The organism is Vibrio aestuarianus (genome assembly GCF_028858425.1).
In the GTDB taxonomy this organism is placed as follows: Bacteria; Pseudomonadota; Gammaproteobacteria; order Enterobacterales; family Vibrionaceae; genus Vibrio; species Vibrio aestuarianus.
The window spans coordinates 102,825-125,402 of record NZ_JAKNYQ010000002.1 but is presented as its reverse complement, the minus strand read 5'-3'; the positions used below and the strand labels follow the sequence as shown (position 1 = coordinate 125,402).

General features: G+C 42.9%; 16 protein-coding genes, 1 pseudogene and 1 riboswitch. Of the genes and pseudogenes, 6 read left to right on the top strand and 11 right to left on the bottom strand.

Annotated elements, in window-relative coordinates:
- The first annotated feature begins 140 nt into the window (after positions 1 to 140).
- Positions 141 to 563, top strand: a complete 423-nt coding sequence (locus MCT08_RS14265; RefSeq protein WP_053311623.1) for a hypothetical protein — start codon at positions 141 to 143, stop codon at positions 561 to 563.
- 61 nt (positions 564 to 624) lie between these two features.
- Here the strand turns inward: MCT08_RS14265 and MCT08_RS14260 are convergent.
- Positions 625 to 813, bottom strand: a pseudogene (locus MCT08_RS14260) (N-acetylglucosamine-binding protein GbpA); the annotation flags it as partial.
- A 1,292-nt stretch (positions 814 to 2,105) separates the two neighbouring features.
- On the opposite strand from MCT08_RS14260, the gene MCT08_RS14255 reads away from it, so the two are divergent.
- Positions 2,106 to 2,513 (top strand): DUF2007 domain-containing protein, encoded by a 408-nt coding sequence (locus MCT08_RS14255; RefSeq protein ID WP_274678713.1) that lies wholly within the window; start codon positions 2,106 to 2,108, stop codon positions 2,511 to 2,513.
- Between the two features lie 35 nt (positions 2,514 to 2,548).
- On the opposite strand, the gene MCT08_RS14250 is transcribed toward MCT08_RS14255, so the two are convergent.
- Positions 2,549 to 3,529, bottom strand: coding sequence for an arginine deiminase-related protein (locus MCT08_RS14250; RefSeq protein WP_274678712.1), 981 nt, complete (start codon positions 3,527 to 3,529; stop codon positions 2,549 to 2,551).
- Between the two features lie 385 nt (positions 3,530 to 3,914).
- On the opposite strand from MCT08_RS14250, the gene MCT08_RS14245 reads away from it, so the two are divergent.
- The gene (locus tag MCT08_RS14245; protein WP_274678711.1) at positions 3,915 to 5,765 is read left to right on the top strand and encodes an ABC transporter ATP-binding protein; all 1,851 of its coding nucleotides are present in this window, start codon (positions 3,915 to 3,917) and stop codon (positions 5,763 to 5,765) included.
- A 98-nt stretch (positions 5,766 to 5,863) separates the two neighbouring features.
- A complete protein-coding gene (locus MCT08_RS14240; protein WP_274678710.1) occupies positions 5,864 to 6,568 on the top strand; it encodes a DUF445 domain-containing protein in 705 nt (234 codons plus the stop codon).
- A gap of 128 nt (positions 6,569 to 6,696) precedes the next feature.
- On the opposite strand, the gene MCT08_RS14235 is transcribed toward MCT08_RS14240, so the two are convergent.
- Both MCT08_RS14235 and thiD read right to left on the bottom strand, forming a co-directional pair.
- A complete protein-coding gene (locus MCT08_RS14235; protein WP_168524879.1) occupies positions 6,697 to 7,452 on the bottom strand; it encodes a phosphatase PAP2 family protein in 756 nt (251 codons plus the stop codon).
- Between the two features lie 246 nt (positions 7,453 to 7,698).
- Positions 7,699 to 8,544: a bifunctional hydroxymethylpyrimidine kinase/phosphomethylpyrimidine kinase gene (gene thiD, locus MCT08_RS14230; RefSeq protein WP_274678709.1), complete on the bottom strand. Its 846-nt coding sequence runs from the start codon at positions 8,542 to 8,544 to the stop codon at positions 7,699 to 7,701.
- A 94-nt stretch (positions 8,545 to 8,638) separates the two neighbouring features.
- A riboswitch (TPP riboswitch) is annotated at positions 8,639 to 8,760 on the bottom strand.
- Positions 8,761 to 8,940: 180 nt separating this feature from the next.
- On the opposite strand from thiD, the gene MCT08_RS14225 reads away from it, so the two are divergent.
- A complete protein-coding gene (locus MCT08_RS14225; RefSeq protein ID WP_171980073.1) occupies positions 8,941 to 9,831 on the top strand; it encodes a LysR family transcriptional regulator in 891 nt (296 codons plus the stop codon).
- A gap of 83 nt (positions 9,832 to 9,914) precedes the next feature.
- Here MCT08_RS14225 and MCT08_RS14220 read toward each other — a convergent pair whose 3' ends face one another.
- Entirely contained in the window at positions 9,915 to 11,795 is a 1,881-nt protein-coding gene (locus MCT08_RS14220) for a PhoX family protein (RefSeq protein ID WP_274678708.1), read from the bottom strand.
- A gap of 338 nt (positions 11,796 to 12,133) precedes the next feature.
- Here MCT08_RS14220 and fdhF point away from each other — a divergent pair, with 338 nt between their 5' ends.
- Complete coding sequence (gene fdhF / locus MCT08_RS14215) at positions 12,134 to 16,324, top strand: formate dehydrogenase subunit alpha (RefSeq protein ID WP_274678707.1); 4,191 nt, start codon at positions 12,134 to 12,136, stop codon at positions 16,322 to 16,324.
- A 13-nt stretch (positions 16,325 to 16,337) separates the two neighbouring features.
- On the opposite strand, the gene MCT08_RS14210 is transcribed toward fdhF, so the two are convergent.
- The 6 genes from MCT08_RS14210 to MCT08_RS14185 form a co-directional block, all read right to left on the bottom strand.
- On the bottom strand, positions 16,338 to 17,174 hold the full coding sequence (locus tag MCT08_RS14210; protein ID WP_168786947.1) for an arginase family protein: 837 nt from the start codon (positions 17,172 to 17,174) through the stop codon (positions 16,338 to 16,340).
- A 6-nt stretch (positions 17,175 to 17,180) separates the two neighbouring features.
- Positions 17,181 to 17,915 (bottom strand): IclR family transcriptional regulator, encoded by a 735-nt coding sequence (locus MCT08_RS14205; protein WP_053311612.1) that lies wholly within the window; start codon positions 17,913 to 17,915, stop codon positions 17,181 to 17,183.
- Positions 17,916 to 18,218: 303 nt separating this feature from the next.
- The gene (locus tag MCT08_RS14200; protein WP_168780666.1) at positions 18,219 to 20,105 is read right to left on the bottom strand and encodes a methyl-accepting chemotaxis protein; all 1,887 of its coding nucleotides are present in this window, start codon (positions 20,103 to 20,105) and stop codon (positions 18,219 to 18,221) included.
- Between the two features lie 296 nt (positions 20,106 to 20,401).
- On the bottom strand, positions 20,402 to 21,259 hold the full coding sequence (locus tag MCT08_RS14195; protein ID WP_261918471.1) for a hypothetical protein: 858 nt from the start codon (positions 21,257 to 21,259) through the stop codon (positions 20,402 to 20,404).
- Positions 21,259 to 22,128 (bottom strand): ABC transporter ATP-binding protein, encoded by an 870-nt coding sequence (locus MCT08_RS14190; protein ID WP_192074169.1) that lies wholly within the window; start codon positions 22,126 to 22,128, stop codon positions 21,259 to 21,261. The genes MCT08_RS14195 and MCT08_RS14190 overlap by 1 nt, the downstream gene beginning before the upstream one ends.
- Entirely contained in the window at positions 22,125 to 22,496 is a 372-nt protein-coding gene (locus MCT08_RS14185; protein ID WP_053311608.1) for a GntR family transcriptional regulator, read from the bottom strand. Before MCT08_RS14185 ends, MCT08_RS14190 begins: the two co-directional genes overlap by 4 nt.
- Positions 22,497 to 22,578: the final 82 nt, after the last annotated feature.

Below are 22,578 nucleotides of genomic sequence, written 5' to 3'. Positions count from 1 at the left end.
TTTTATCCCCACTAGGGATTGTACAGCGCTCCCTCCCCCGAGAGCGCTGTACGTTTTCCTTAAGACCATTGACATCACCAAGACAATCACGCAGAGTTGCCCCCTGCCTAACACCTTGATGCATAATTCTCGACTAAATAATGAAATTACTTCATCTACAACTATTCTGGTACGAAAAACATCACACTCTTTTAGAGATGGAAGATCTCCCAGTACTGACTCCAACACAAGAACAAGAACTGAAAGAGTGGGTAAAATGTCGTCGTAAAATCCTAAGTTACGAAGCGCACCAGCAACCTTGGGTCAAAGTAAACGTTGATGGTTTCTCTTCTACATTGCATCTCAAACCTAACGGTACGCTGGTTGAGCAAGATCTATTTAGTGAAAAAAAACTGCAAGGTTTATGGAAGGTTAACGATGGTTTCTTATTTATTAAAGTTATCAGCGGTGAGTTTATTGTTGAATACCAAATTGTTGGTAATACGCAACAAAATATTCATTGTGGTATTGAATATATCAATGGCCGATTAAGTACCTATAGCAAATTTATTCAAACCAAATAATAACCACCGCTGAAAAAAGTGGGCTTGAACTCTTAGTTTTCAACCATAGCCACTACTGGCTTTAATTCCATTTATCCCAAGCCATATTCCAATCAGAACCCGAACCTGGCTCATATTGATTAGAATATTCATTCCACTGAACACAGTAACCAGAGTTCGGGAATGGTTTGCACTGATAAATATGGCCATCTCTTGCTAATACTCTTGTACCAGCAACATAGTCTTCAAGATGTTCTGGGAATATGTAATCATGTTCATCGGCTGTTGGTGGTAGCGTTCCGTTGAAATCCACAGGGGAAAAAACCTGCAAGCGAAGATAATCACAATCACGATGTGGTGCCTCAAATACATTACGAAGTCTATTACCTATTTGACCTTCTGTAATAAAAACTCCCTCTTTAAAATGACACAACACATTATCACCATTCGGAGCATTTTTATTAAAAAGAGTTCCACGCAGAGTAAAACTATTATTGGGAGAGAGATTAACCTCACTGAATACAGATTGAGAATGAACTGCTAACTCAAAAGAATCTCGGTTATTTTGATCACTATCTACTGACCATATTTTTTGCATCGTCGGCTGGCCATTGATGGAGGTTAAAAATATATCCCCGTAAACTTCAACTCGAGATTTTAAATGTATCAAAAACTCCATTCTATATGGAATAATCGACTCCACTCCTTTCTTAGATGAATGAATAATGCTTTCTGAAAAAACACAAGATGAAAATAAAACACTAACCAACAAAAAAAATCTACTTAAACCCTTCACGTCATAACATCCTTAGTAACTTGTAAAAAATAATGAACAAATATTAACTTTATGTGAAAAACATTATTAACAACACTATCAAAAAACAAATAATCCTGTCGCAAGTTAATATTCAACATCATTTTAAATCACTTAAAATCACCAAAAATCACATTATAAATTTTCGAAAATTAATGTCTTAACACTACTCTCTTAAAATGTAGATTTTTATATAATCCAGGCTTTGGTAAGCTTTTATCTGGTTAAAGAATCCATTCCACATATAGATACAATCACCAACCAAACACAACAGTATGCACCAGAGCGCCTACCACGTGCGACATTGAAGCGCTAAGAATGTCTTTGCAATGTACGGTGAATTCTTAACTGACAAGATATTTAATAAACAAAAACTAAGGAAAGGAGAAGGTAAGTAATGGACTCCATCACTTACTATAAAATAGTTCTCAACGCTGCAAGCGGTTCCCCCGCCCCAAAAAAGTATGGGTGATACCTATGATGAAAATCGGTCTCTGCATTATTCATAAATTACAGATCTACATTAAAATCAATAAAACAGTTATAAATTAAGCCAAGTAAACAAAACTTTTAAAAAATACATCACATCAGTGATACATATATGTTCACCTATATATTGGAATCAGTGATAATGGATAAAATATTTAATTTATAGGGATTATTTATGGTGACCCAAGTATTACTCCTCCAGAAGATGCGATTTTACCAGGCCCCGAGTGTGAATTGATAGAAGTCATAATTTATTAGTCATGGTTATTGTTTCTAGATATTCCTTTACGCATGAGGCATATATAGCAAAAGCTAAGCTTCATTCTTTTGGTATCGATTGTCATTTAACTTATGAACACACCATAAATTCTCAGTGGCTCTACTCTGATGCAATAGGAGGAGTAAAGCTGTGGGTATTTGAACAAGATTTTGGTAAAGCAAACACCATACTGACACATGATTATTCAAATGACGTTGATGCTGTATTTTCAGACAACAGTGGGAATGACAACGTCAGCTGCAACGACTGTAATAGCAATGAAATAGTAATATTCACAAAGGGGAAGTCTCTTGCTTTTGCTATTTTTATTCTTATTGGCTTTCCGTTATTTCCATTCAAACATGGTTATAAATGTAAAAATTGCAACAAGTTTTTCATCCACAGGTAATTTATTAGTAAATAAAAAAATGAGTTATACCCGAACTACTTGGAGTTGCAGCTAGGCGGCAAGAATACCTCTCCGAGCATACATCTCACTGAACCACCACCGATATTTTCAATCGTTTTGACGTTAAAAGGCAACAATTTACCATGGCTCGCAAGCTGTGAGCGTTGCGCTGGAGAAAAAGCATCAAAGGCAGATTTCGACATCGCAATCACTTTATCACCATTAACAGTCTCTAATTGCAAAATATTGCCGCAGAAACGGTTCATCTGATCCAATGAAATAGAAATCACCTGCTTGTCTTTCGCCAGTGATTTCACAACAAATCGACGTTCAAATTCTGGAATCACTTCATCACAAATAACGCAGAAGTTTTCACCTACCGCCATCATCACGTTAGTGTGGTAAACTGGTTGCCCTGAAGGCAAAGCCGTTTGGAACGAAACAACCCGCGGATAACCGATTCGATTGGCATAATCTTCTAACACTTCACGGTCACAACGTTGCGACAAAGCAGCATAAATCGTCCTGTTACTATGATCCATCACCATCACACCGGTACTTTCGAGATACGCGTTGCTGTCTTGATAATCAAGTAACGAATCTTGTGCTGACACCACTCTTCCGGCATATTTTAACGCCTCAATAAGCGCTTTAGGCCTCACCTCATGCTGACGATTTTTACACGCCATTGGGAAAGAAAATAACTTGCCATCAGCAGTGGTACTGAACCAGTTATTAGGAAAAACTGCATCTGGAGTCTCCTGCTCGGAAAGTGGATAATCAAACTCGACCACCTGCACACCTTCGCTACGCAATGAATCAACCATCGTTCTAAATTCGGCCATTGCAAGCTCACGAACTTGCGCTGTTGTTAGCGATACTTGATGCTGAAACTCATTATCTTGCGCGGTTTGTGCATTAAACTTGAACTCTTTTGGTGGCACCATCACAACGCAATTAGCGTTTTGTACGTTTTTCAATTCTGGCTGTGAGAGCAATTGTCCTTGTAATATCATAGAACTTATCCTTTCCACTTACTTAACTTGAATTGTAAACATAATGTTAAGTAAAGATTTGCTGATTTTATGATTATTTCATCGGCTTAACTTTACTCTTTTTCTGTAAATTACAAATTTGTCAGCAATAATTACTGCTAAAACGGGACGCCACTCAAAAATATGCATGGAATATGCAAAGAATATTCAGTGCTCGGTGCTCATTAAGTTGTTTGGGTATAAACGAGGGGGGTATCAAAACTAATCCGCCATTTATGTGGTGATTTCGTTATACTTCTGTTCGAATTATCTATCTCTTCCAGTTCACTGGAATTCAACGTCTGATCCTCGCACTTTAGGCTTTTGGTCTCACACATTTTAGCGAGAATTGGCATAAGGATTTTCGATGTATAAGAAATTTGAAAGCTTTACCCAAGCCTTCCCAAAAGAGGAACCACAGCAGCCGCCTGATACTCTGTGGGCATTTTGTCGCTATTACACACGTGGTTTTGAAAAGCCATTGATTGTTATGACACTGCTAAGCACGATTATTGCTGTTGTTGAAGTGTCGCTGTTTGGCTTTATGGGCAAATTGGTTGATTGGCTCTCCACCAGCAACCCTGAAACCTTTTTAGCCGACAACAGCAGTACGCTGATTGGCCTTTCAATATTGCTGTTGGTTATCATGCCGCTCTTGATTGGCCTATATTCGTTGCTTATTCACCAAACTATGCTGGGTAACTACCCAATGTCCATTCGATGGTTGGCGCACCGTTATTTGCTCAAGCAAAGTCTTTCATTCTATCAAGATGATTTTGCCGGGCGAATCGCAACAAAGGTGATGCAAACGGCGTTATCGATTCGGGAAACGGTGATGAAAACACTTGATGTTTTTGTTTATGTTTCCGTCTATTTCACTGCCATTGTAGTGATACTCGCACAAGCTGATTGGCGCTTAATGATGCCGATGCTGGCTTGGCTCGCCGTTTATATCTGTATTCAGCTCCATTTTGTGCCCAAACTGAAAAAAGTAGCATCTGAGCAAGCCGATGCACGCTCGACCATGACTGGGCGTATCGTCGATAGCTACACCAACATTGCGACCGTTAAACTGTTCTCTCATAGCCGCCGTGAAACTGAGTATGCCGAGCAAGGCATGGAAAGTTTCTTAGATACAGTAAACCGTCAAATGCGCTTAGTGACTGGCTTTAATCTGTGTGTTGAGCTAGCAAACTATATTCTGGTTTTTGTCATTTCTGCGGTATCGATTTACCTATGGATGACCAGTGCAATCAGCATTGGTGCAATCGCTATTGCTATCAGCCTCGCACTGCGTATCAACGGCATGTCGAAATGGATCATGTGGGAAGTCGGTGCTCTGTTTGAAAATATGGGGACGGTTGTTGATGGTATGAAAACCCTGTCGAAACCCATTTCAATCCAAGATAAACCAGACGCCAAACCTTTGGTGGTACAAAATGGTGGGATCGAGTTTGACGATGTTAGTTTTCATTATGGTGAAAACAAAGGAGTGATCAGTAACTTAACGCTCAATATCAAGCCCGGAGAAAAGGTCGGTCTGGTTGGGCGTTCAGGTGCGGGAAAATCCACTTTAGTTAATTTGCTGATGCGTTTTCATGATGTAGAAAGCGGCCAAATTAAGATTGATGATCAAGCCATTGATCAAGTAACCCAAGATTCACTACGCAGTAAAATTGGCATGGTGACACAAGATACATCTCTGTTACATCGCTCAATTCGCGACAATATTTTGTATGGCAACCCAGAAGCCAGTGAAGAGCAATTGATTCAAGCGACCAAACAAGCACATGCCCATGAGTTCATAGAAACCCTAACCGACCCATTTGGTAACGTGGGTTATGACGCGCAAGTAGGTGAACGTGGTGTAAAACTTTCTGGGGGACAACGCCAGCGCATTGCGATTTCTCGTGTGTTATTGAAAGATGCGCCATTGTTGATTTTGGATGAGGCCACTTCAGCTCTAGATTCAGAAGTAGAAGCCGCCATCCAAGAGAGCTTGAATGAGCTGATGCAAGGCAAAACCGTGATTGCCATCGCTCACCGTCTGTCAACCATTGCCGCGATGGATCGCTTGATCGTTCTCGATAAAGGCAACATTATCGAACAAGGCACTCACCAAGAGCTGATCGCTCAAAACGGTATTTATGCTCACCTTTGGGCGCATCAAACCGGTGGTTTTATTGGCTGTGACGACGAAAATAACGAAGTCGCATAAACCTTAAGTCAGCGAGGCTTGCTTCGCTGATACTTCCCCATTGCGCTATTTTTCCTTAGAATTCGCATCAATCAATCTCACTTCATTAGAATCGGATCATGAATAAGAGCTTAGTTACCAATATTATTGCGCTTGTATTATTAGGCGCAGGTTACCAGTTGGACAACCAAATCGCATTATACGCCGGCCTTTTTGCTTTCTCTGGAGCCATTACCAACTGGCTGGCCATTCACATGCTGTTTGAAAAAGTACCGGGATTGTATGGCTCTGGGGTCATTCCTGCGCGTTTTGAAGAGTTCAAAGCGGCAATAAAAAACCTGATGATGGAACAGTTTTTCACTGAGTCCAACATTGATCGTTTCCTAAATAAAGAAATGACCGGCAGCAAAACACTCAACCTAGAACCTGTGATCGCCAAAGTTGATTTCAACCCAACCTTTGATTCATTAGTTGAAGTCATTGCACAGTCTTCGTTTGGTGGCATGCTGGCGATGTTTGGCGGTACTGAAGCACTACAGCCATTAAAACAACCTTTTGTAGAAAAAATGCAGCAGTCTGTGGTTGAAATCAGCCAAAGCGAGAGTGTTAAGCAAGCATTAAAAGAACAGTTTGAATCCCCAGCGATGATGGAAGAAATCAAAGCTAATATTGAAAACATCATAGATCAACGGTTGAATGAACTGACCCCAAAACTGGTCAAAGAAATGGTGCAAAAAATGATCAAACAACACCTTGGTTGGCTCGTAGTGTGGGGCGGTGTGTTCGGCGGTTTAATTGGCGTAATCTCGTCACTCTTCGCTTAACCACATCAACATGTAAAAAGCCAGCATCAAACTTGCTGGCTTCTTTTTTCTGGATTATACCTTTCCTATTTGAAGTTGTTTGGGTTAGTTATTTTTCTTAACCGTAACTTCTCACTTTACTTTGACCTTTAACATAGATGAAATCTGTTCAATATTGGCCTTAGTTTAGGGTGATCCAGTGGATAGTATCTCGGTACAAGCAGATAAATCATACTAACAAATAGCAAAGAGCCATATAAATCAGCAGGTCGATGCATCCCTAACCACAGCCGACTAAACGCCACGCCGCAGGCCCACAACATTAAACCCGCCACAAGTGCATAATGTTTTTGTTCAACCAATAATCCACCAAAAAAAGCTAAACAAATGGCGACGAAAATGGTGTGCCCAGATGGAAATGAGTAATCTATTTCCCCTTGCCAATGACGCAAACGCCACTCGCTAACTCGACTCGAAACACTTTTAATAACCTGCGCTTTTTGTATAGCATCCAATTTATAAAAATGCTCTGGGTTTGGAATAAGCAGTTGCTGGGTCATCAATTGCGTATAGGGACGCGGACTTTCCGTTAAGTGTTTTAGACCAGTTTTCGCACCCATACCAATCACAAGCAGTAAACCAAGCTGAATTACTCGATTAAGCATCATTTTCCTGGAACACTTGGTGCGAGTGACCAAAAAAGCCAGCGTTACTAAAGTCAAACCAAAGCCCTGCCAACCTGCTGAATCGGTTAAATAAGTAAAAAACGCACCTAACTGCTCATTAACCGGTGCAGTCAAATCAATCAGCAAACCAGCATATGATATAGGAATTAACAATAAGGCAAACAACGCCAACAAAACCATACTCGTTTTTTTGATATGAATTTGATTCTTTACACCCAACACATCACTCACCACAGCACTATAAAATAGAGAGAGATAATAACGGGGCCGATGTGTAAAATGTATCAAATCGCGGTCAATTCGATGGCAAAGAAATGCCAAAAAACGACAACTTTATACCCAAACTACTTGGAGTTGCAGGTAGGCGGCAAATGAGTTTATCCCCCTGAGCATAGGCAGGCTATGTGATTGGGGTAAACGAACGCAGCCAACACCGCTGCATCTTCAAGTAGGAAGGGGATATATTTAACGCTTAAAGTCCAAACCAGTACGTAAGTTATAAAAATGATCGACAGGCCCATGCCCATGCCCCACGTGTAACCTATCAGCACAGCTGATCGCTTGTGAAAGATACTGTTTCGCACCACTAACAGCGGCCTGTAACTCATCCCCTTGGGCTAAGTATGAAGCGATAGCCGAAGAGAGTGTACACCCAGTACCGTGGGTATTCATCGTTGCGATTCGCTGCGCTTGGAATAGGTGAGTCTTATCCGCTGTTATCAATAAGTCGTTGCTATTCACTTCATCTTCTAAATGGCCACCTTTGAGCAATACTGCAAAGCAATCTAAGCCACGAATTTTTTCTACCATTTGGTGCATTTGAGCCTCAGTAGCTGGTATTGCAGTACCAAGTAAAGCAGCAGCTTCCGCTAAATTAGGTGTCACAACAGTGGCAATCGGTAATAGATGGGTTTTGAGAGAATCAATCGCCTCTGGTTGCAATAACAGATCACCACTGGTTGCGACCATCACCGGATCAAGCACGATAAATTGCGGTTGATACTGACGTAATTTCTGCGCAACGATTTGAATGATATTAGCGTCTGCTAACATTCCAACCTTTACCGCAATAATGTTGAGGTCAGTAAATACGGCGTCGAGTTGCTGCTCAATAAAAGTAACAGGAATCGGTAAGACCCCACTGACTCGCTGCGTATTTTGGGCCGTTAATGCAGTAATAACAGAGCATGCATAACCACCCGTCGCTGAAATGGCTTTTATATCGGCCTGAATACCCGCACCACCACCAGAATCAGAACCAGCAATGGTAAGTACAATAGGAATATGAGAGTTAGGATTTGCTTGAAACATACACGCTCCGAAAAGTAAGCGCGTAGGAATGATGACTAATATTAGTCCACCACATCCGCAACATGATTGAAAAGGAAACAAGTTTTCATTTTCAATGACAAAGTGGATAGTTCCCTACGCCAGTATTAACTGAATCAGGTTCAACGGGTCTCGCACTGCGATCTCAGCCCAATCAAACTAAAATAAGCTTGATATTTGGCTCCCCGACTATAGAACGGTGATGATATCAATTGTCAGCAAAAATAGAAAAGCAAAAGCGAGTGGTAACGCTACGATGTATTACCCTATCGTGTTGTTTTTCAGGTTTAGCTCTTATCCATCGAGATGATTGTATGCAAACATACGTTTATGATTTAATCTTAAATTAAGAATATTTTGTTATCCGTGTGATTGACGATGCTTAACCCAATCTGGCTCAATACTTTTAAAACTCTGATCGATGTCGGTCATTTTACCCGCACGGCAGAAAAGCTACATATGACACAGCCGGGCGTCAGTCAGCACATCAAGAAATTAGAAGAGGCGTGCGGCCACGCTTTGATAAAGCGAGAAAAAAAGAGTTTTGATCTTACCGAGCAAGGTCGATTGATGTATCAGTACACATTGGAACAAAAGCGCAACGAATTGCAGCTATTGGAACAACTGAGTTTTGATGACCCATACGCTGGCAACTGCTATATTTCCTGTTCTGGTGCAATGGCGATGCGTATTTATCCGACGCTCATTGCGCTACAGACGAAGCATCCACAGCTAGTCATTCATATCGAAGTCGCACCTCACAATAAAATTGTAGAGGCGATAAAAAATGGCACGACTGACATCGGTATTGTTACCCAAAAACCTGCACAAGGTGCCTATCAATGGCAACAAATTGGTCAAGAGGCTCTGTGCTTAGTAATACCAAATTCGACCAAAAATACGCAGGTCACGCCAGAACTGTTACAAAAACTTGGCCTCATTCGCCACCCTGATGCCGAGCATTACCTCTCGATCTATTTTGCACATAGCCAAGATGAAGCGCTGGCAGGCATTGCCATTGACTCATTACCTAGCGTCGGTTATATCAATCAACTTAGTCAAATCTTAGTGCCGATCACACAAGGAATTGGATTTACTGTCTTACCTTTTGGTGCGGTAGAAGCTCACGTTGAGCAGCAGCAGGTCAGGCTGCACCAGCCTAAAACCAGTATTAATGAGACGGTCTATAGTTTACAGAAATACCATCGACAGTTACCCACTCGCTACAAAACCGTATTACAAAGCATCCGAGTTTTAATGCAAAACTAACAAAGGGAGCCGAAGCTCCCTGAATATCATATAGCCAACTGGTTATTATTTTTTGAACGGTTTAGTGACTTAAACTGGTGTCGTTATGCACCGATAACACCGCCATCTTCGCGAGTGATCATCATTATCGTTGAACGAGGCTTAGTACTACCACCGTCAGGAAAATGAGAAGGAGCCCCATCTTCACCGGGGTGCTGCACACCAATAAACATAGTTTTTTGGTCTGGCGAGAAGGTTAATCCGGTAATTTCACACGCAATAGGACCTGTTAGAAAACGCTGCACTTCACCCGTAATCGGGTCACCACACAGCATTTGGTTGTTGCCTTGACCTGCAAAGTCCCCCTTATTGGAGTACTTACCGTCAGTTTGAATCCACAAACGACCGGCTTTATCGAACCCAATACCGTCAGGGCTGTTAAACATGTTGTCAGCATGAATATTGTCACTACCAGCGTACAAATTACCTTTGTGAACCGTTGGGTTACCGGCGATTAAATACAGATCCCATGCAAATTTGTCGCTAGTGTGGTCGCCGTTGACTGGCATCCAACGCAGAATCTGCCCGTAGTTATTTTTCGCACGAGGGTTGGGACCACCGACAGGTTGTCCCTCTTTTACGCCACGGTTTTTGTTATTGGTTAAAGTACAGAAAACGTATTTGTTACTTGGATGCACCGCCACCCATTCTGGACGATCCATAGTGGTTGCCCCAACTTGCGTTGCCGCACGACGAGCAAAAATCATCACCTCTGCGTGATCCTTAAAACCATTTTCAGGTGTTAAACCGTTTTTACCAAAGGTTAATTCAATCCATTGCCCTTGGCCTTTCAGCTCTTTATCATTCATATCAAACTTAGCAACGTACAACGTACCTTCTTCGAGAAGATTGCGGTTTGCCGCATCATCGCCCTCTTGGTAACGATTTTTTGAAACAAATTTGTAAAGATGTTCACCACGTTCGTCATCACCAAGATACACCACCGCATGCCCATCATTGTTGATGGTCAGTGCCGCATTCTCATGCTTAAAACGGCCTAACGCTGTACGTTTTAGTGGCGTGGCAGTTGGATCATTCGGGTCAATTTCAACTACCCAGCCAAAGCGGTTTGGTTCATTCGGGTTCTTCGCCACGTCAAAACGTGCATCATGTTGATGCCATTTATAGCTGCTCGGTTTAGCTTCAATACCATAACGTTTTTGATCTGCCGTTAGTGACACTCCCGCTTGATCGGTCCCAAAGAAATCATCAAAGTTTTCTTCACAAGTTAGATACGTGCCCCATGGGGTTTGACCATTGGCGCAGTTGTTAAAAGTACCGAAAGGTTTCATGCCACTAGGGTCAGCATCAGTTTTCATCAAAGTATGACCGGCCGCAGGCCCCGTCAATTGCATTGGGGTATTGGCCGTAATGCGGCGGTTTCGCTGACCAGAACGATCCACCATCCATTGGCCATTTTTTCGTACTACTTCAACAATGGTCACCCCAACAGCAGCTTGCGCTTTACGAACATCGTCGGCGGTCATGGCTTCGCCTTTGTGAGCGAACAGATATTCGTAATTGGTGTATTCGTTATTGATAGCCAGTACAGCGCGATCATCAGCAATGGGGAAGAAGCTCATACCGTCCGTGTTATCACCAAACTGGCGCTCTTGCGCACTTGAATCTTGTTTGCCACTTTGGTCAAATTCGGGCGCATCTGCAAAAATCGGGTCACCCCAAGACATTAACGGTGTTGCCTTGTAGCCTTTCGGCACGATGACGCTATCGGCTGTTGATGTCGGTATTGGTTCGAAGTTAAGCAACGATGAATTAGGCTGCGCAGCAACAGCTTTAGCGACTGGATTCAATGTTAAAAATGCACCAGCACTAACTGCCGCACTGCCCGCCATAAAGCGACGGCGAGAAAGCCTCGCTTCGATCATTTCACTAAATTGAGACTCTTGCTCATCACGCTTCCACATGTTTGCTCCTTGACTTTACTTGCCTTGTTATTAGATATGGAAAGCAGCTTAGCGGTTAAACATGACAAATTAGTTAAATTTATATTGCCTAATCGTGACGATTGTTTAACCAAAATGAGAACTAGATCTAGGGATTCACAGCATGGATTTTTTATACTCAATGCAATAACCACAAGATTGATGCAGACATTAGCACCTTATGACACGCACTTTATTCAGCACCTAATTAGAAAACCCTACTTCAGTGCGTTTTCATAGAGCTCAACATTCATCGTAGCAACCTGCGCGAAGGATGTGAGGTGTAACTCTGAACGTGCGTATCTTTTTAGGGGCGAACTATGAAAGTGGTGATCAATGACGTTCAATATCAAGTTGGTCAAGCATCAACTCTACTGGAAGCCGCCACATCGGTAGGAGTCGCCATTCCAACCCTTTGCGCAGCCAGCCACCAAACCGGAAAAGTCCATTGCGATCTCTGTGTGGTTGAAGTCGAAACTAAAGATGGCAATAGTGTGTTAGTTCGTGCCTGTGAGCACCCGGTTGATAACAATATTCACTTCCGAACACAGTCAAAAGCACTATCAGAAAAACGCAACCTTGCCTTGGCTAAATTACTATCTGACCACAACGCGGACTGCGAAGCGCCTTGTCAAGTAGCTTGTCCTGCCCATGTTGACGTTCAATCTTACCTACATCACATAGCCAAAGGAGAACATCAAAAAGCCGTAGAAATCATCAAGCGTCATCTTCCTCTCCCCGTTTCTATTGGCCGGGTCTGCCCGGCGTTTTGTGAAGCACAATGTCGCCGTTCGCTGATTGATGAACCCTTAGCTATCCGCCAACTGAAACGTCACGCTGCTGATATCGATTTACAACAAAACACGCCTTATCAGGCGAAGCCAGTCTCAAACAATGGTTACAATGTCGCCATTGTAGGCGCGGGGCCTGCTGGGTTAGCGTGTGGTTACTACCTACGCCAACTGGGGTTTAGTGTTACTTTGTTTGAAGCGATGCCCAAACCGGGCGGGTGGCTACAGTACGGCATTCCAGAATACCGCTTACCCAAAAAGCTACTCGATCAAGAAATTGAACTCCTTACTGCTTCAGGCATGAAAATATTATGTAACCATAAAATTGGAAAAGATTTCACTCTCGATAACCTACAGCGTGACTATCATGCCGTTTGTTTAGCCATTGGTGCAACTAAAGCGGTAAGTGCTCACTATCCTGGAAGTCAATTAAAAGGCTGCTATTTAGGTGTGGATTATTTAAAAGATTCGCTTACCACCAAGCAATGCATCACAGGCAAAAAGGTTGCGGTCATTGGGGGTGGTAATACCGCTATCGATTGTGCACGCACAGCCCAGCGGTTAGGTGCACAAACTACCCTTATCTATCGTCGAACCTTATCTGAAATGCCAGCTGAAGAATACGAAATAGAAGCAGCTGCACACGAAGGCGTTAAATTCGATTTCCTCACCAACCCGCTAGAAAACCTCAGCGATGAGTATGGACAGGTACGCGCACTACGCCTTGAAAAAATGGAGCTTGGAGAAGCTGACAACTCTGGCCGTCGTCAGCCTATAGCCACTGGCGAAATCTATGAAGAAGCGTTTGACACGGTGATCGCTGCGTTATCTCAGACTCCAGATACCGATATTTTTTCAGGGCTAACTACGCCGCCCCCTCTCACCCAGAAAAATACGGCGCAAGTAGATGCCCACACTATGCATCATCAAGGGTCTTTATTTTCAATTGGTGATTTTAGGCGCGGACCCGCCACAGCGATAGAAGCCATCGCTGATGGGAAGGTGGCTGCACAAGCCATCGCTCAAAAATTATTACTGGGTGAATTCGCCCCTAAACTAAAAACGTTCAATAGCCAAAAAGCCGCACAACTGAGCGAAGTAAAAAGCAGTGAATACCACTTAGAAGCAAGCAAAAGGCGGGTACTCTTCCCTCACTTACCCAGCTTATATCGCCGTACCAATTTTTCAGAAGTCGAGCTGGATGCCGGCGTAAAAGCCTCAAAAGAAGAAGCAAAGCGCTGCTTAGAGTGTGGATGCCAAGCCAATACCGATTGTAAGTTACGTGATTACGCGAGTGAATATCATGTAATGCCTGAGCAGCTAATTAACCAAGATAAGCAGCATTTTCCTGTCGACAAAAGTAGCGAGTTTATTGTATTTGATGCTAACCGCTGTATTAGCTGCGGATTGTGTGTGCAAACCTGTCAAGAACAAACAGTGCATGGTGCATTGCATCTCTCTCACATGCCAAATTCACACACCACAAATCGTCCATGGTTTACTCATGGCGCGTCAATGGGAGATTCCAATTGTGTGCAGTGCGGAGCTTGCGTACAAGTCTGTCCAACGGGCGCTCTGGTAGATAAGCGTGATAAATCCCAAGGACGGATAGAAGTACTTAAACCGATAAAAACCATTTGCACTTATTGCGGAGTCGGCTGCCGAGTAGTGATGTACGTTGATGAAAAACAGAACAAAATTCGCTATGTCGAAGGAGATAAAAAGTCTCCCGTTAATCAAGGGATGTTATGCGTCAAAGGTCGGTTTGGTTTCGACTTCATTCATAGCCCCGAAAGGCTAACAACCCCACTAATTCGTAAAAATGGACAACTGCATCCAGCTACATGGGATGAAGCCATTGCATTGGTGGGCAGCACATTCTCTCAACTAAAACTTAAACACGGTGGTAACGCATTAGCGGGCTTTTCCTCAGCAAAAACCACCAATGAAGACAACTATCTGTTTCAGAAATTAATCCGTTGTGAGTTTGGCACAAATAATGTCGACCACTGCGCTCGGCTATGCCATGCATCAACCGTCACTGGCCTAGAGGCATCACTCGGAAGTGGTGCCATGACCAATGATATCCCAAGCATTAAGCATTCTGATGTTATCTTTATCATTGGTTCGGACACCACCTCTGCTCACCCGATCATTGCTTCGCACATCAAACAAGCAGTAAAACAAGGGGCTCGCTTAATTGTTGCCGATCCTAAACGCATCACAATGGCTGATCACGCTGATGTCTACGTCGCCCACCGTCCGGGCACTGATGTGATGCTGCTTAATGGCATCATGCAACTGATCATCCAAAATGCTTGGTATGATCAAGATTACATTCAAAAACGAGTTGATGGGTTTGACGAATTATTAATGGAAGTCATGTCAGACGCTTATTTACCCGCAAAAGTAGAACTGATTACGGGTGTAAAAGTGGATGACTTAAAACGCATCGCAGAAATGATAGGCACCGCGCCAGTCACTGCGGTTTATTACTCTATGGGAATAACCCAACACACCACAGGGCATGACAATGTCCGTTCAATCGCCAACTTGCAGATGTTATGCGGCAATATTGGTGTTGAAGGCGGTGGCATCAATCCCTTGCGAGGACAGTCGAACGTGCAAGGAGCCTGTGATATGGGGGCATTACCAGGCGATTATCCCGGTTATCAAAAAGTGACCAACCCGTTGGTACAGACCAAGTTTGCAAAAGCGTGGCAATGTGATCATCTCTCTCAAGAAAAAGGCTTAACGCTGACTGAGATTATTGATGCGGCGCAGCAAAAACAGGTGCGGGGATTATACGTGATGGGCGAAAACCCCGTTTTGAGTGACCCTAACCAAGCCCATGTGTTAGCAGCACTTAAACAACTTGATTTCTTGGTAGTGCAGGATATTTTTCTTTCTGAAACAGCGCAACTGGCCGATGTAGTGTTGCCTTCTTATTCATTTGCTGAAAAATCAGGTCATTTCACCAATACCGAACGACGCGTTCAACGCATAACACCTGTAGTTAAAGCCCCCGGTGAAGCGAAAGAAGATTGGTGGATAGTACAACGCATAGCTCAAGCAATGGGCGGGCAATGGCGCTATCAAAACGTTAGGCAAGTTACTCAAGAGATCAGCCAAGTCACCCCACAATATTCTGGTATTCATTGGCACAACATTGGTGAAACAGGTCGACAATGGCCATGTAATGAACATGCCCCTGAAGGCACACGAATTTTGCATCAAACCACTTTTAAACGTGGCAAAGGCGAGATGGTAGCCGTTCCGTTTAGATACGCTGCGGAGTTACCTGATAGTGAATACCCACTTATCTTAACCACTGGACGCTTATTGGAACAATTCCACACTGGAACCATGACCAGAAAAACACGAGGTTTAGATAACCTAGCAGGCCCAAGAGTAATGATCAGCGTGCAAGATGCCCAGCAATTAGGTATCAATAATAGTCAAATGGTTCGTTTAAGTTCACGACGTGGCATGATTGAAGCCCCTGCCTTTGTCACCAAAAGAATGCAGCAAGGAGTAGTATTTGTACCGTTTCATTTCGCGGAATCTCCCGCAAATAAACTTACTTCGAGTGCCACCGACCCTCACGCGAAAATACCAGAATTCAAAGTCTCTGCGGTCAAATTAGAAATCGTGCTGCCAAATACATCCGGCATCGCTGTCGATCATTTACTGACTTATCAGCATAATATTGATGGTTAAGGAAAGTGTTCTCCTAAGCCACATGCGTAATTTCGGGCGACAAGGCGAAAAGTTCATCGAAAATCTCTTTCGTCTGCCTAGAATAAATGAGCTTATCCTTTGCTCCCACTAACTGAATCAGCTTTACTTTTCCTGATAAAACACATTGTCTTAACGTCCTGAGCACCATTTGATTATCAAGCGCATGATTCTCATCAACGCCCATCGTCGAAACAAGCGACGCAAGATCAATACTAATGATCAATTGATCACAATGTTCAATGTAACTCGCTAGCTGTGCTTTTAAGTTATTACGGAAACGAAAACTGCATTCACTTAGAGTTAACCAATTGACGCCAAGATCTTCGGCATACTCCACTACTTGATTTGCCTGCAAAGTTTCATCAATTCCTAAACAAAAAAGACGAGTATTGCTATAGCGAGTCAAGGCAAAATGAAAAACCGAACCGAGCTGTAAATCCAGCGTCTGTTTGAGATCAAATCGATGGCCAATGTTAATCAGACCAACTTCTTGATCGTCTAGCGCCATTACCGGTAAGGCATTGAGTAAGGTTTCATGACAGTTAGAGAGAACAACCGGCAATGAACGAGCGGCTAAATGCTGATATAAACTGTCTTGAAAACCGGCTGCATTTTTATTTTGCACCACCATATGACCCGCATCAGAGTAACAGCCGTTTGCTTGATGCTGATAAAGCCAATCGGAAGAAAATTCTAAGCTCTGCTGAGCAAATTCAAACTCTACTTGAGACATCGGCTTAACACGCTCACACAAGGTCATGAATGTGAATGGGTGTACGTGTTGATTTGGCGTTCTAGCCATACGATAGCGTTTGAATAAACTTAGCATTGTGAATTACCTTTCTGGTGGCAACGCTCTTGCTGCCTGTAATACATGTAAGATGATCCGTTGCTTATTGGCTTCAACTCGATGGGCTGGAGCCATTACCGAAATTGCGCCGATCAACTTACTCCCTTTCATTACCGGGGCACTAATACCTGACACGCCAGGGTCAATTTCCGACGTACTGACGGCGTACCCATTACGACGTATTTTCTCCAACTCAGCCTGCCATTTCTCCATACGATGTTCTTCACCGAAATAACGAAGAATTTTCTCGCAGCGTTGAGCCGGTAAATACGCCAACATAACTTTAGATGAGGCACCTCGAAGCAGGGGTTGACTTTGACCCTGGACGAAGCTGCATCGAAGCGCCTGCATACTTTCTTTCTGGCTCACACACAAGGCTCGGTAACCAACCGGAACCATGTAGGCCGCCATTTCACTGGTTTGCTTTTGCAGCCGACTTAACACCGCATCAACGGCATCAAGATTATGTTGGCTCGTTTCATAACTACGCATCAGCAGCAGTGCAGCAGAACCTATGATTAACGTCTTGTCATGAGGACTTTCTTCAATCAGGTTCCACTCTTTTAAAATTTTAAGGTGGCGATACAAACTACTTAGCGGCACTTGTAACTGCTCGCTCAATACTTTTGCCGACACAGGTTCTTCATTAACTGCCACTTGCATTAACAATTGCAGTGACTTTTCATTAACTTGGTTGGCTGAGAGTTTTGTTTCATTCATGTTTTCTTTTTAGCTCCATTCATCACACACCTCAACTATGATTCTTATATAGCGAGAATTTGTGTTGAATAACAGAGCCGCTTTCTCACTAAGTGAGAAAACAAGAAAAACGAAGTGAAAAGAGCCCACATCACCCGATTTAAAAGAGTTCCATCGCCAGAAACAAAGGTTTTACATATTCAACTGGTTACATTCTATACTTGTTGATTGGGATAGGTTTGTAGGGTAAATCTGATCTTTAGCTCAATTTTCAATCGAAAAAAAACGATGCCGAAGCATCGTTTTGGTTTGTCATCAACATGACTAAGAAAGTTTAAAGGTCGCCACCTTGGCACTGAGCTCTTCAGCTTGCTGCTTGAGTTCATTGGATTGACTCAAGCTATCTTCAGCGCCGACGACTAGCTGCTCAGTCACGTCTTTTATCGAAGTCACATTTTGTGTGATTTCACTGGTTACGTGAGTTTGCTCTTCGGCTGCGGTTGCTATTTGAGTTGCCATATCACTGATCAACGCAACAGCGGTATTAATTTCCTCTAATGCATGAGATGCCTTGTCTGCATCATCAACTGAATTCGATGCTAATGTCGAACTACTTTGCATCAACGCCACTGCGCGCTTGGTGGTTTCTTGTAGCGTATCGATGGTTGACTTAATTTCTTCGGTAGAAGTATGGGTACGCTGTGAAAGTACGCGGACTTCATCCGCAACCACAGCAAAACCACGCCCTTGCTCTCCTGCTCGTGCCGCTTCAATCGCCGCATTCAAAGCAAGCAGGTTAGTTTGCTCTGCGATGCCCTGAATGGTTGCCAATACGGTTGAAATCTCTTGAGCATGTTGATTAAGCGCCGCAATAACGGTACTTGCTTCATTGACAGAGCTAGCCAAATCATTGATCGAACCTTTGGTTTGAATAACCAGAGCATGACCATTATTAGTGCTAGTTGCAGAGTCTTGCGCTGCTTGCGCTGTTTGCTCAGCATGTGACGCAATTTCTTGTGTTGCTGATGCCATTTCAGTGACCGCTGTAGCTACCATCACCACTTCTTGCTGCTGATGACTAAGTTCAGATGCCGACTGATTGGCGCGGTGTGCACCATGCTCTGACTGCTCGGTTAATTGGTGTGATTGTTGGCGAATATGCCCAATCAGTTGCTGTAAACTTGCCACAAACGTGTTGAAATTTTTCGCAAGTTCGCCGACTTCGTCATTATTTTCTACCTCAATACGTTGAGTTAAATCACCACTACCGTTAGCAATTTGCCCCAAAGCTTGAGAAACGTTGTTAAGCGGGCGGAACAATACGTTACAAAGCAAATTAAATAGCACTGTACATAAAATAACCACAATAGCGGTCACCAGTAGCTGCCCTAAAATGGCGTCAAACAAAGGAGCAACTAAAGAGTCATGATTAATTACAGCCACTGTACTAAGTTTTGTTCCATCAATCGGTCTGGCATACAACACATAATCATCACCTTTAATGGTGATCGCCAAATCACTTTGTATTGAAAGCGCTTTTTGGATATCAGCAAAGCTCAACCCAAGTTCAGAAACACTTTTGTTCAGCAGTTTGGTATTACTGTGGGTGAAAATATTCCCTTGGTCATTAGCGATAAACATGTAGCCTTCACCCGGCAGGATAACTTGCTTCATGGTATTAAGAATATCGGTAATTTCTACATCAGCCCCAAGCACAACTTGATCGCCATGTAGATTCAACGCCTTACCCAAAGAAACAACATTCGCGCCAGTTGCAGCGGCAACGGTTGGGTTATCCATAAAGACTTTTGACGGGTTAGCTTTAGCATTGGTGTACCAACCCCATTGACGTGGGTCATCGTTGCCTGGTGGTAATACGACTCCGTTCGCATTGTCTTGTGAGCCATCGGGATACGCTAAAAAAACGTTATCAAACGCGCCTGAATCACGAACTTGCTTCAAGTGAGTCACAATAGCCGCTTTTTCTGAATCTTGAGGAAGAGCGGTCAGCGAGCGCTCTTTTGACACCAACCAGTCGGTTACATATTGACTGTACGATGTGGTGGTACTTTGTAATCGTTGTTCAACGTCAACATCTAAACGCTCCAATGCAGCTTTATACGACAGTGCCTCAACTAACACTCCCCCTAGGATAATGGCAGCACTGGCTGAAATCGCCAGCTTGTTTTTTAAAGATAAATTTTTGAACATAGGAAGACCTATTTATTTGAAATAGTAGTTTTAGTATGGCCGACAGAAGCTCTCAACCTATTGAGCATTATAATTTTTAGCCTCGAAATAAATTTGACGTACTCTAGATATTCATCATTTAGGCTAAAAAATTAAATACAATGTAATACACAGCTTAGAATAGGTAGCGGCAGACAAGCAGATTTGTTGAGTGTAATAGTACAAATAAAATGAATTTTGTGAGGTTAGTAAATAAAAAGAAAGGAGCCACAAATGCTCCTTTACATAAAACTATACATAATCGATATCAGTTGGTTTTATCTAGCCCATAACGACGTCACTGATAACTCATCCGTACTGTAGAGCTTGTGACTGGCCCAGTAACTGACTAAACCAATTCCGAAATAAACCGCTAAGTTCCCCAACCCAACTTGTTCGAGTATCACGCTGATGTTAGATGATGTCAGCAGTTGCAGTGGTAAATTCAAAATTGCATGGTAAAAATCACCGACCATGTCCGTATTGAACGCCCCTATAGATAGCCATTTTAGTGCATAACCCCCAACAAATATCACCAATAGCGGTGAATTGAAGAGTTGTGAAATCAATAAGGTAAAACAAGCTAGCGGGATCATGCACACCCCAATAACCCACATAATGCCAACATAGCTAAACCAATGCTGAAACGCATACCATAATGAGCGTTGTTCAAGCAGCACGGCAAGACGGTCATCGGTTGCAAAGTTTAGCAGCCACAACATGATATCAGCAGACACCACCAGCACAGAACAGACAACAGGGATCAAAAATAGACCGAAGCCGATTTTGACCACATGAGTCATTGTGTTGCTCACTGGCATGCTACGCCAAAACATCGAACTGCCTTCTTTGCGCTCTTTACGAAATGTTTTGGGGAAGTACAATGAACTTAGTATCAATGAAATGAAGCCCACGCTCGCGGTGATGAACATATTGAGATCATCGGCGAACTCTAAATGTATGTCACTGACATCTCCACCAAATTCCATTTCAAAAAACAGGTTATGTTGTAGTGTATTGTTCATCAATAAACTAACAAACAACAGCGTCCCACACACTAATAGGAATAAAGGAATACGCGTAACCGTTTTATTCTCGATGAGCTCTTTTTCAAGCATATAAATACTGGCGTGCATTATGCGTTCTCCTTCTGTAAAGCAAGAAATAGATCGGCAAGTTTTACAGTGTAAATGGCACCAAACCCTTCAACTGCTCCACGATATTCAGAGGAAAGTAACCACTTCGTCGTGCCTAAACTGACCTCAGATGCCAACGGCTGAAGCGATCGAATAGCATCACTATGTGACTGATTGGCCTCTAGGATAAAATACCCTTCGCTGATACTCTCCATTGAATCTTGCAGAACCACTTTTCCTTGCTTCAGAATTAGCACGTCGGTCAGTAAATGTTCAATTTCAGAGACTTCATGACTGGCGATAATCAAAGCTCGCTCACCATCATGGAACCACTCAAGCAAATGGCGATAAAAAGTATCTCTATAGATCAGATCGAGTCCAAGCGTCGGTTCATCTAAAATCAATACCTTAGTATCAGTGGCAATCACAATGGCTAAATGTAACTGCACTTTCATACCCTTAGATAAGGTACGAATTTTACTGGATAGACGGATGTTAGTTTGTGCCAATACTTGCATTGCTTTTTCTAATGAAAAACTCGGGTGAACACCTGAGGTATACCGAAGGATCTGCTTAACCGTCATCCAATCAGGCAATACGTTGACATCAGAAATATAAGAAAGATGTGCCATCACCTTGGCACGATCCGCTATCGGGTTTAGACCTTGAATACGAATATCACCTTGATAATGATGCGCCCCAAGCAGTGATTTGATTAAGGTAGATTTACCCGCACCATTGTGCCCAAGCAAACCCACAATTTGTCCAGCTTGTAGTTCAAGGCTGACATCATGCAGCGCTTCATTGCGGGTATCACCCTGCTTCGCATATTGCTTTGATAGGTTTTTGATTTCGACTAACGGGCTCATTGATCACCTTCAATATATTGTTTTAATTGACTGATAAAGTCTTCCAGCGGCATTTCAAGCAGTTTGAGCGTGCTTGCTATTTCTGGGATTTGCTGTTGTAAAAAACGCTGCTTTTGCTTGGTTTGTAGTTGCGCTAATGCTCCTTTCGTCACATACATACCTTGACCTCGACGCTTTTCAACAATGCCTTCATCAACCAATAGTTGGTAGCCTTTCATCACCGTAAGGTGATTAATCTTCATATCTGCCGAGACACTTCTTACCGAGGGAAGCGCGTGCTCTTCCGGCCAAATACCTTGCAAAATTTGCTCGGTAATTTTGTCGGCTAACTGACGGAAGATAGGTTGGTTATCTTGCCAATCTGTCACAATTCCACACCAATATAGTGTTATACATAGGTATAACACTATATCAAAATAAATGGATTGCAAGTAATTATTAGGGAAAGGG

What these genes read in the sequence shown, in the direction of transcription:
- MCT08_RS14210 (WP_168786947.1), bottom strand. Translation starts at nt 17,174, where the DNA reads ATGCTAAGTTTATTCAAACGCTATCGTATGGCTAGAACGCCAAATCAA.
- MCT08_RS14245 (WP_274678711.1), top strand. Translation starts at nt 3,915, where the DNA reads ATGTATAAGAAATTTGAAAGCTTTACCCAAGCCTTCCCAAAAGAGGAA.
- MCT08_RS14220 (WP_274678708.1), bottom strand. Translation starts at nt 11,795, where the DNA reads ATGTGGAAGCGTGATGAGCAAGAGTCTCAATTTAGTGAAATGATCGAA.
- MCT08_RS14255 (WP_274678713.1), top strand. Translation starts at nt 2,106, where the DNA reads ATGGTTATTGTTTCTAGATATTCCTTTACGCATGAGGCATATATAGCA.
- MCT08_RS14265 (WP_053311623.1), top strand. Translation starts at nt 141, where the DNA reads ATGAAATTACTTCATCTACAACTATTCTGGTACGAAAAACATCACACT.
- thiD (WP_274678709.1), bottom strand. Translation starts at nt 8,544, where the DNA reads ATGTTTCAAGCAAATCCTAACTCTCATATTCCTATTGTACTTACCATT.
- MCT08_RS14250 (WP_274678712.1), bottom strand. Translation starts at nt 3,529, where the DNA reads ATGATATTACAAGGACAATTGCTCTCACAGCCAGAATTGAAAAACGTA.
- MCT08_RS14200 (WP_168780666.1), bottom strand. Translation starts at nt 20,105, where the DNA reads ATGTTCAAAAATTTATCTTTAAAAAACAAGCTGGCGATTTCAGCCAGT.
- MCT08_RS14240 (WP_274678710.1), top strand. Translation starts at nt 5,864, where the DNA reads ATGAATAAGAGCTTAGTTACCAATATTATTGCGCTTGTATTATTAGGC.
- fdhF (WP_274678707.1), top strand. Translation starts at nt 12,134, where the DNA reads ATGAAAGTGGTGATCAATGACGTTCAATATCAAGTTGGTCAAGCATCA.
- MCT08_RS14195 (WP_261918471.1), bottom strand. Translation starts at nt 21,259, where the DNA reads ATGCACGCCAGTATTTATATGCTTGAAAAAGAGCTCATCGAGAATAAA.
- MCT08_RS14205 (WP_053311612.1), bottom strand. Translation starts at nt 17,915, where the DNA reads ATGAATGAAACAAAACTCTCAGCCAACCAAGTTAATGAAAAGTCACTG.
- MCT08_RS14225 (WP_171980073.1), top strand. Translation starts at nt 8,941, where the DNA reads ATGCTTAACCCAATCTGGCTCAATACTTTTAAAACTCTGATCGATGTC.
- MCT08_RS14190 (WP_192074169.1), bottom strand. Translation starts at nt 22,128, where the DNA reads ATGAGCCCGTTAGTCGAAATCAAAAACCTATCAAAGCAATATGCGAAG.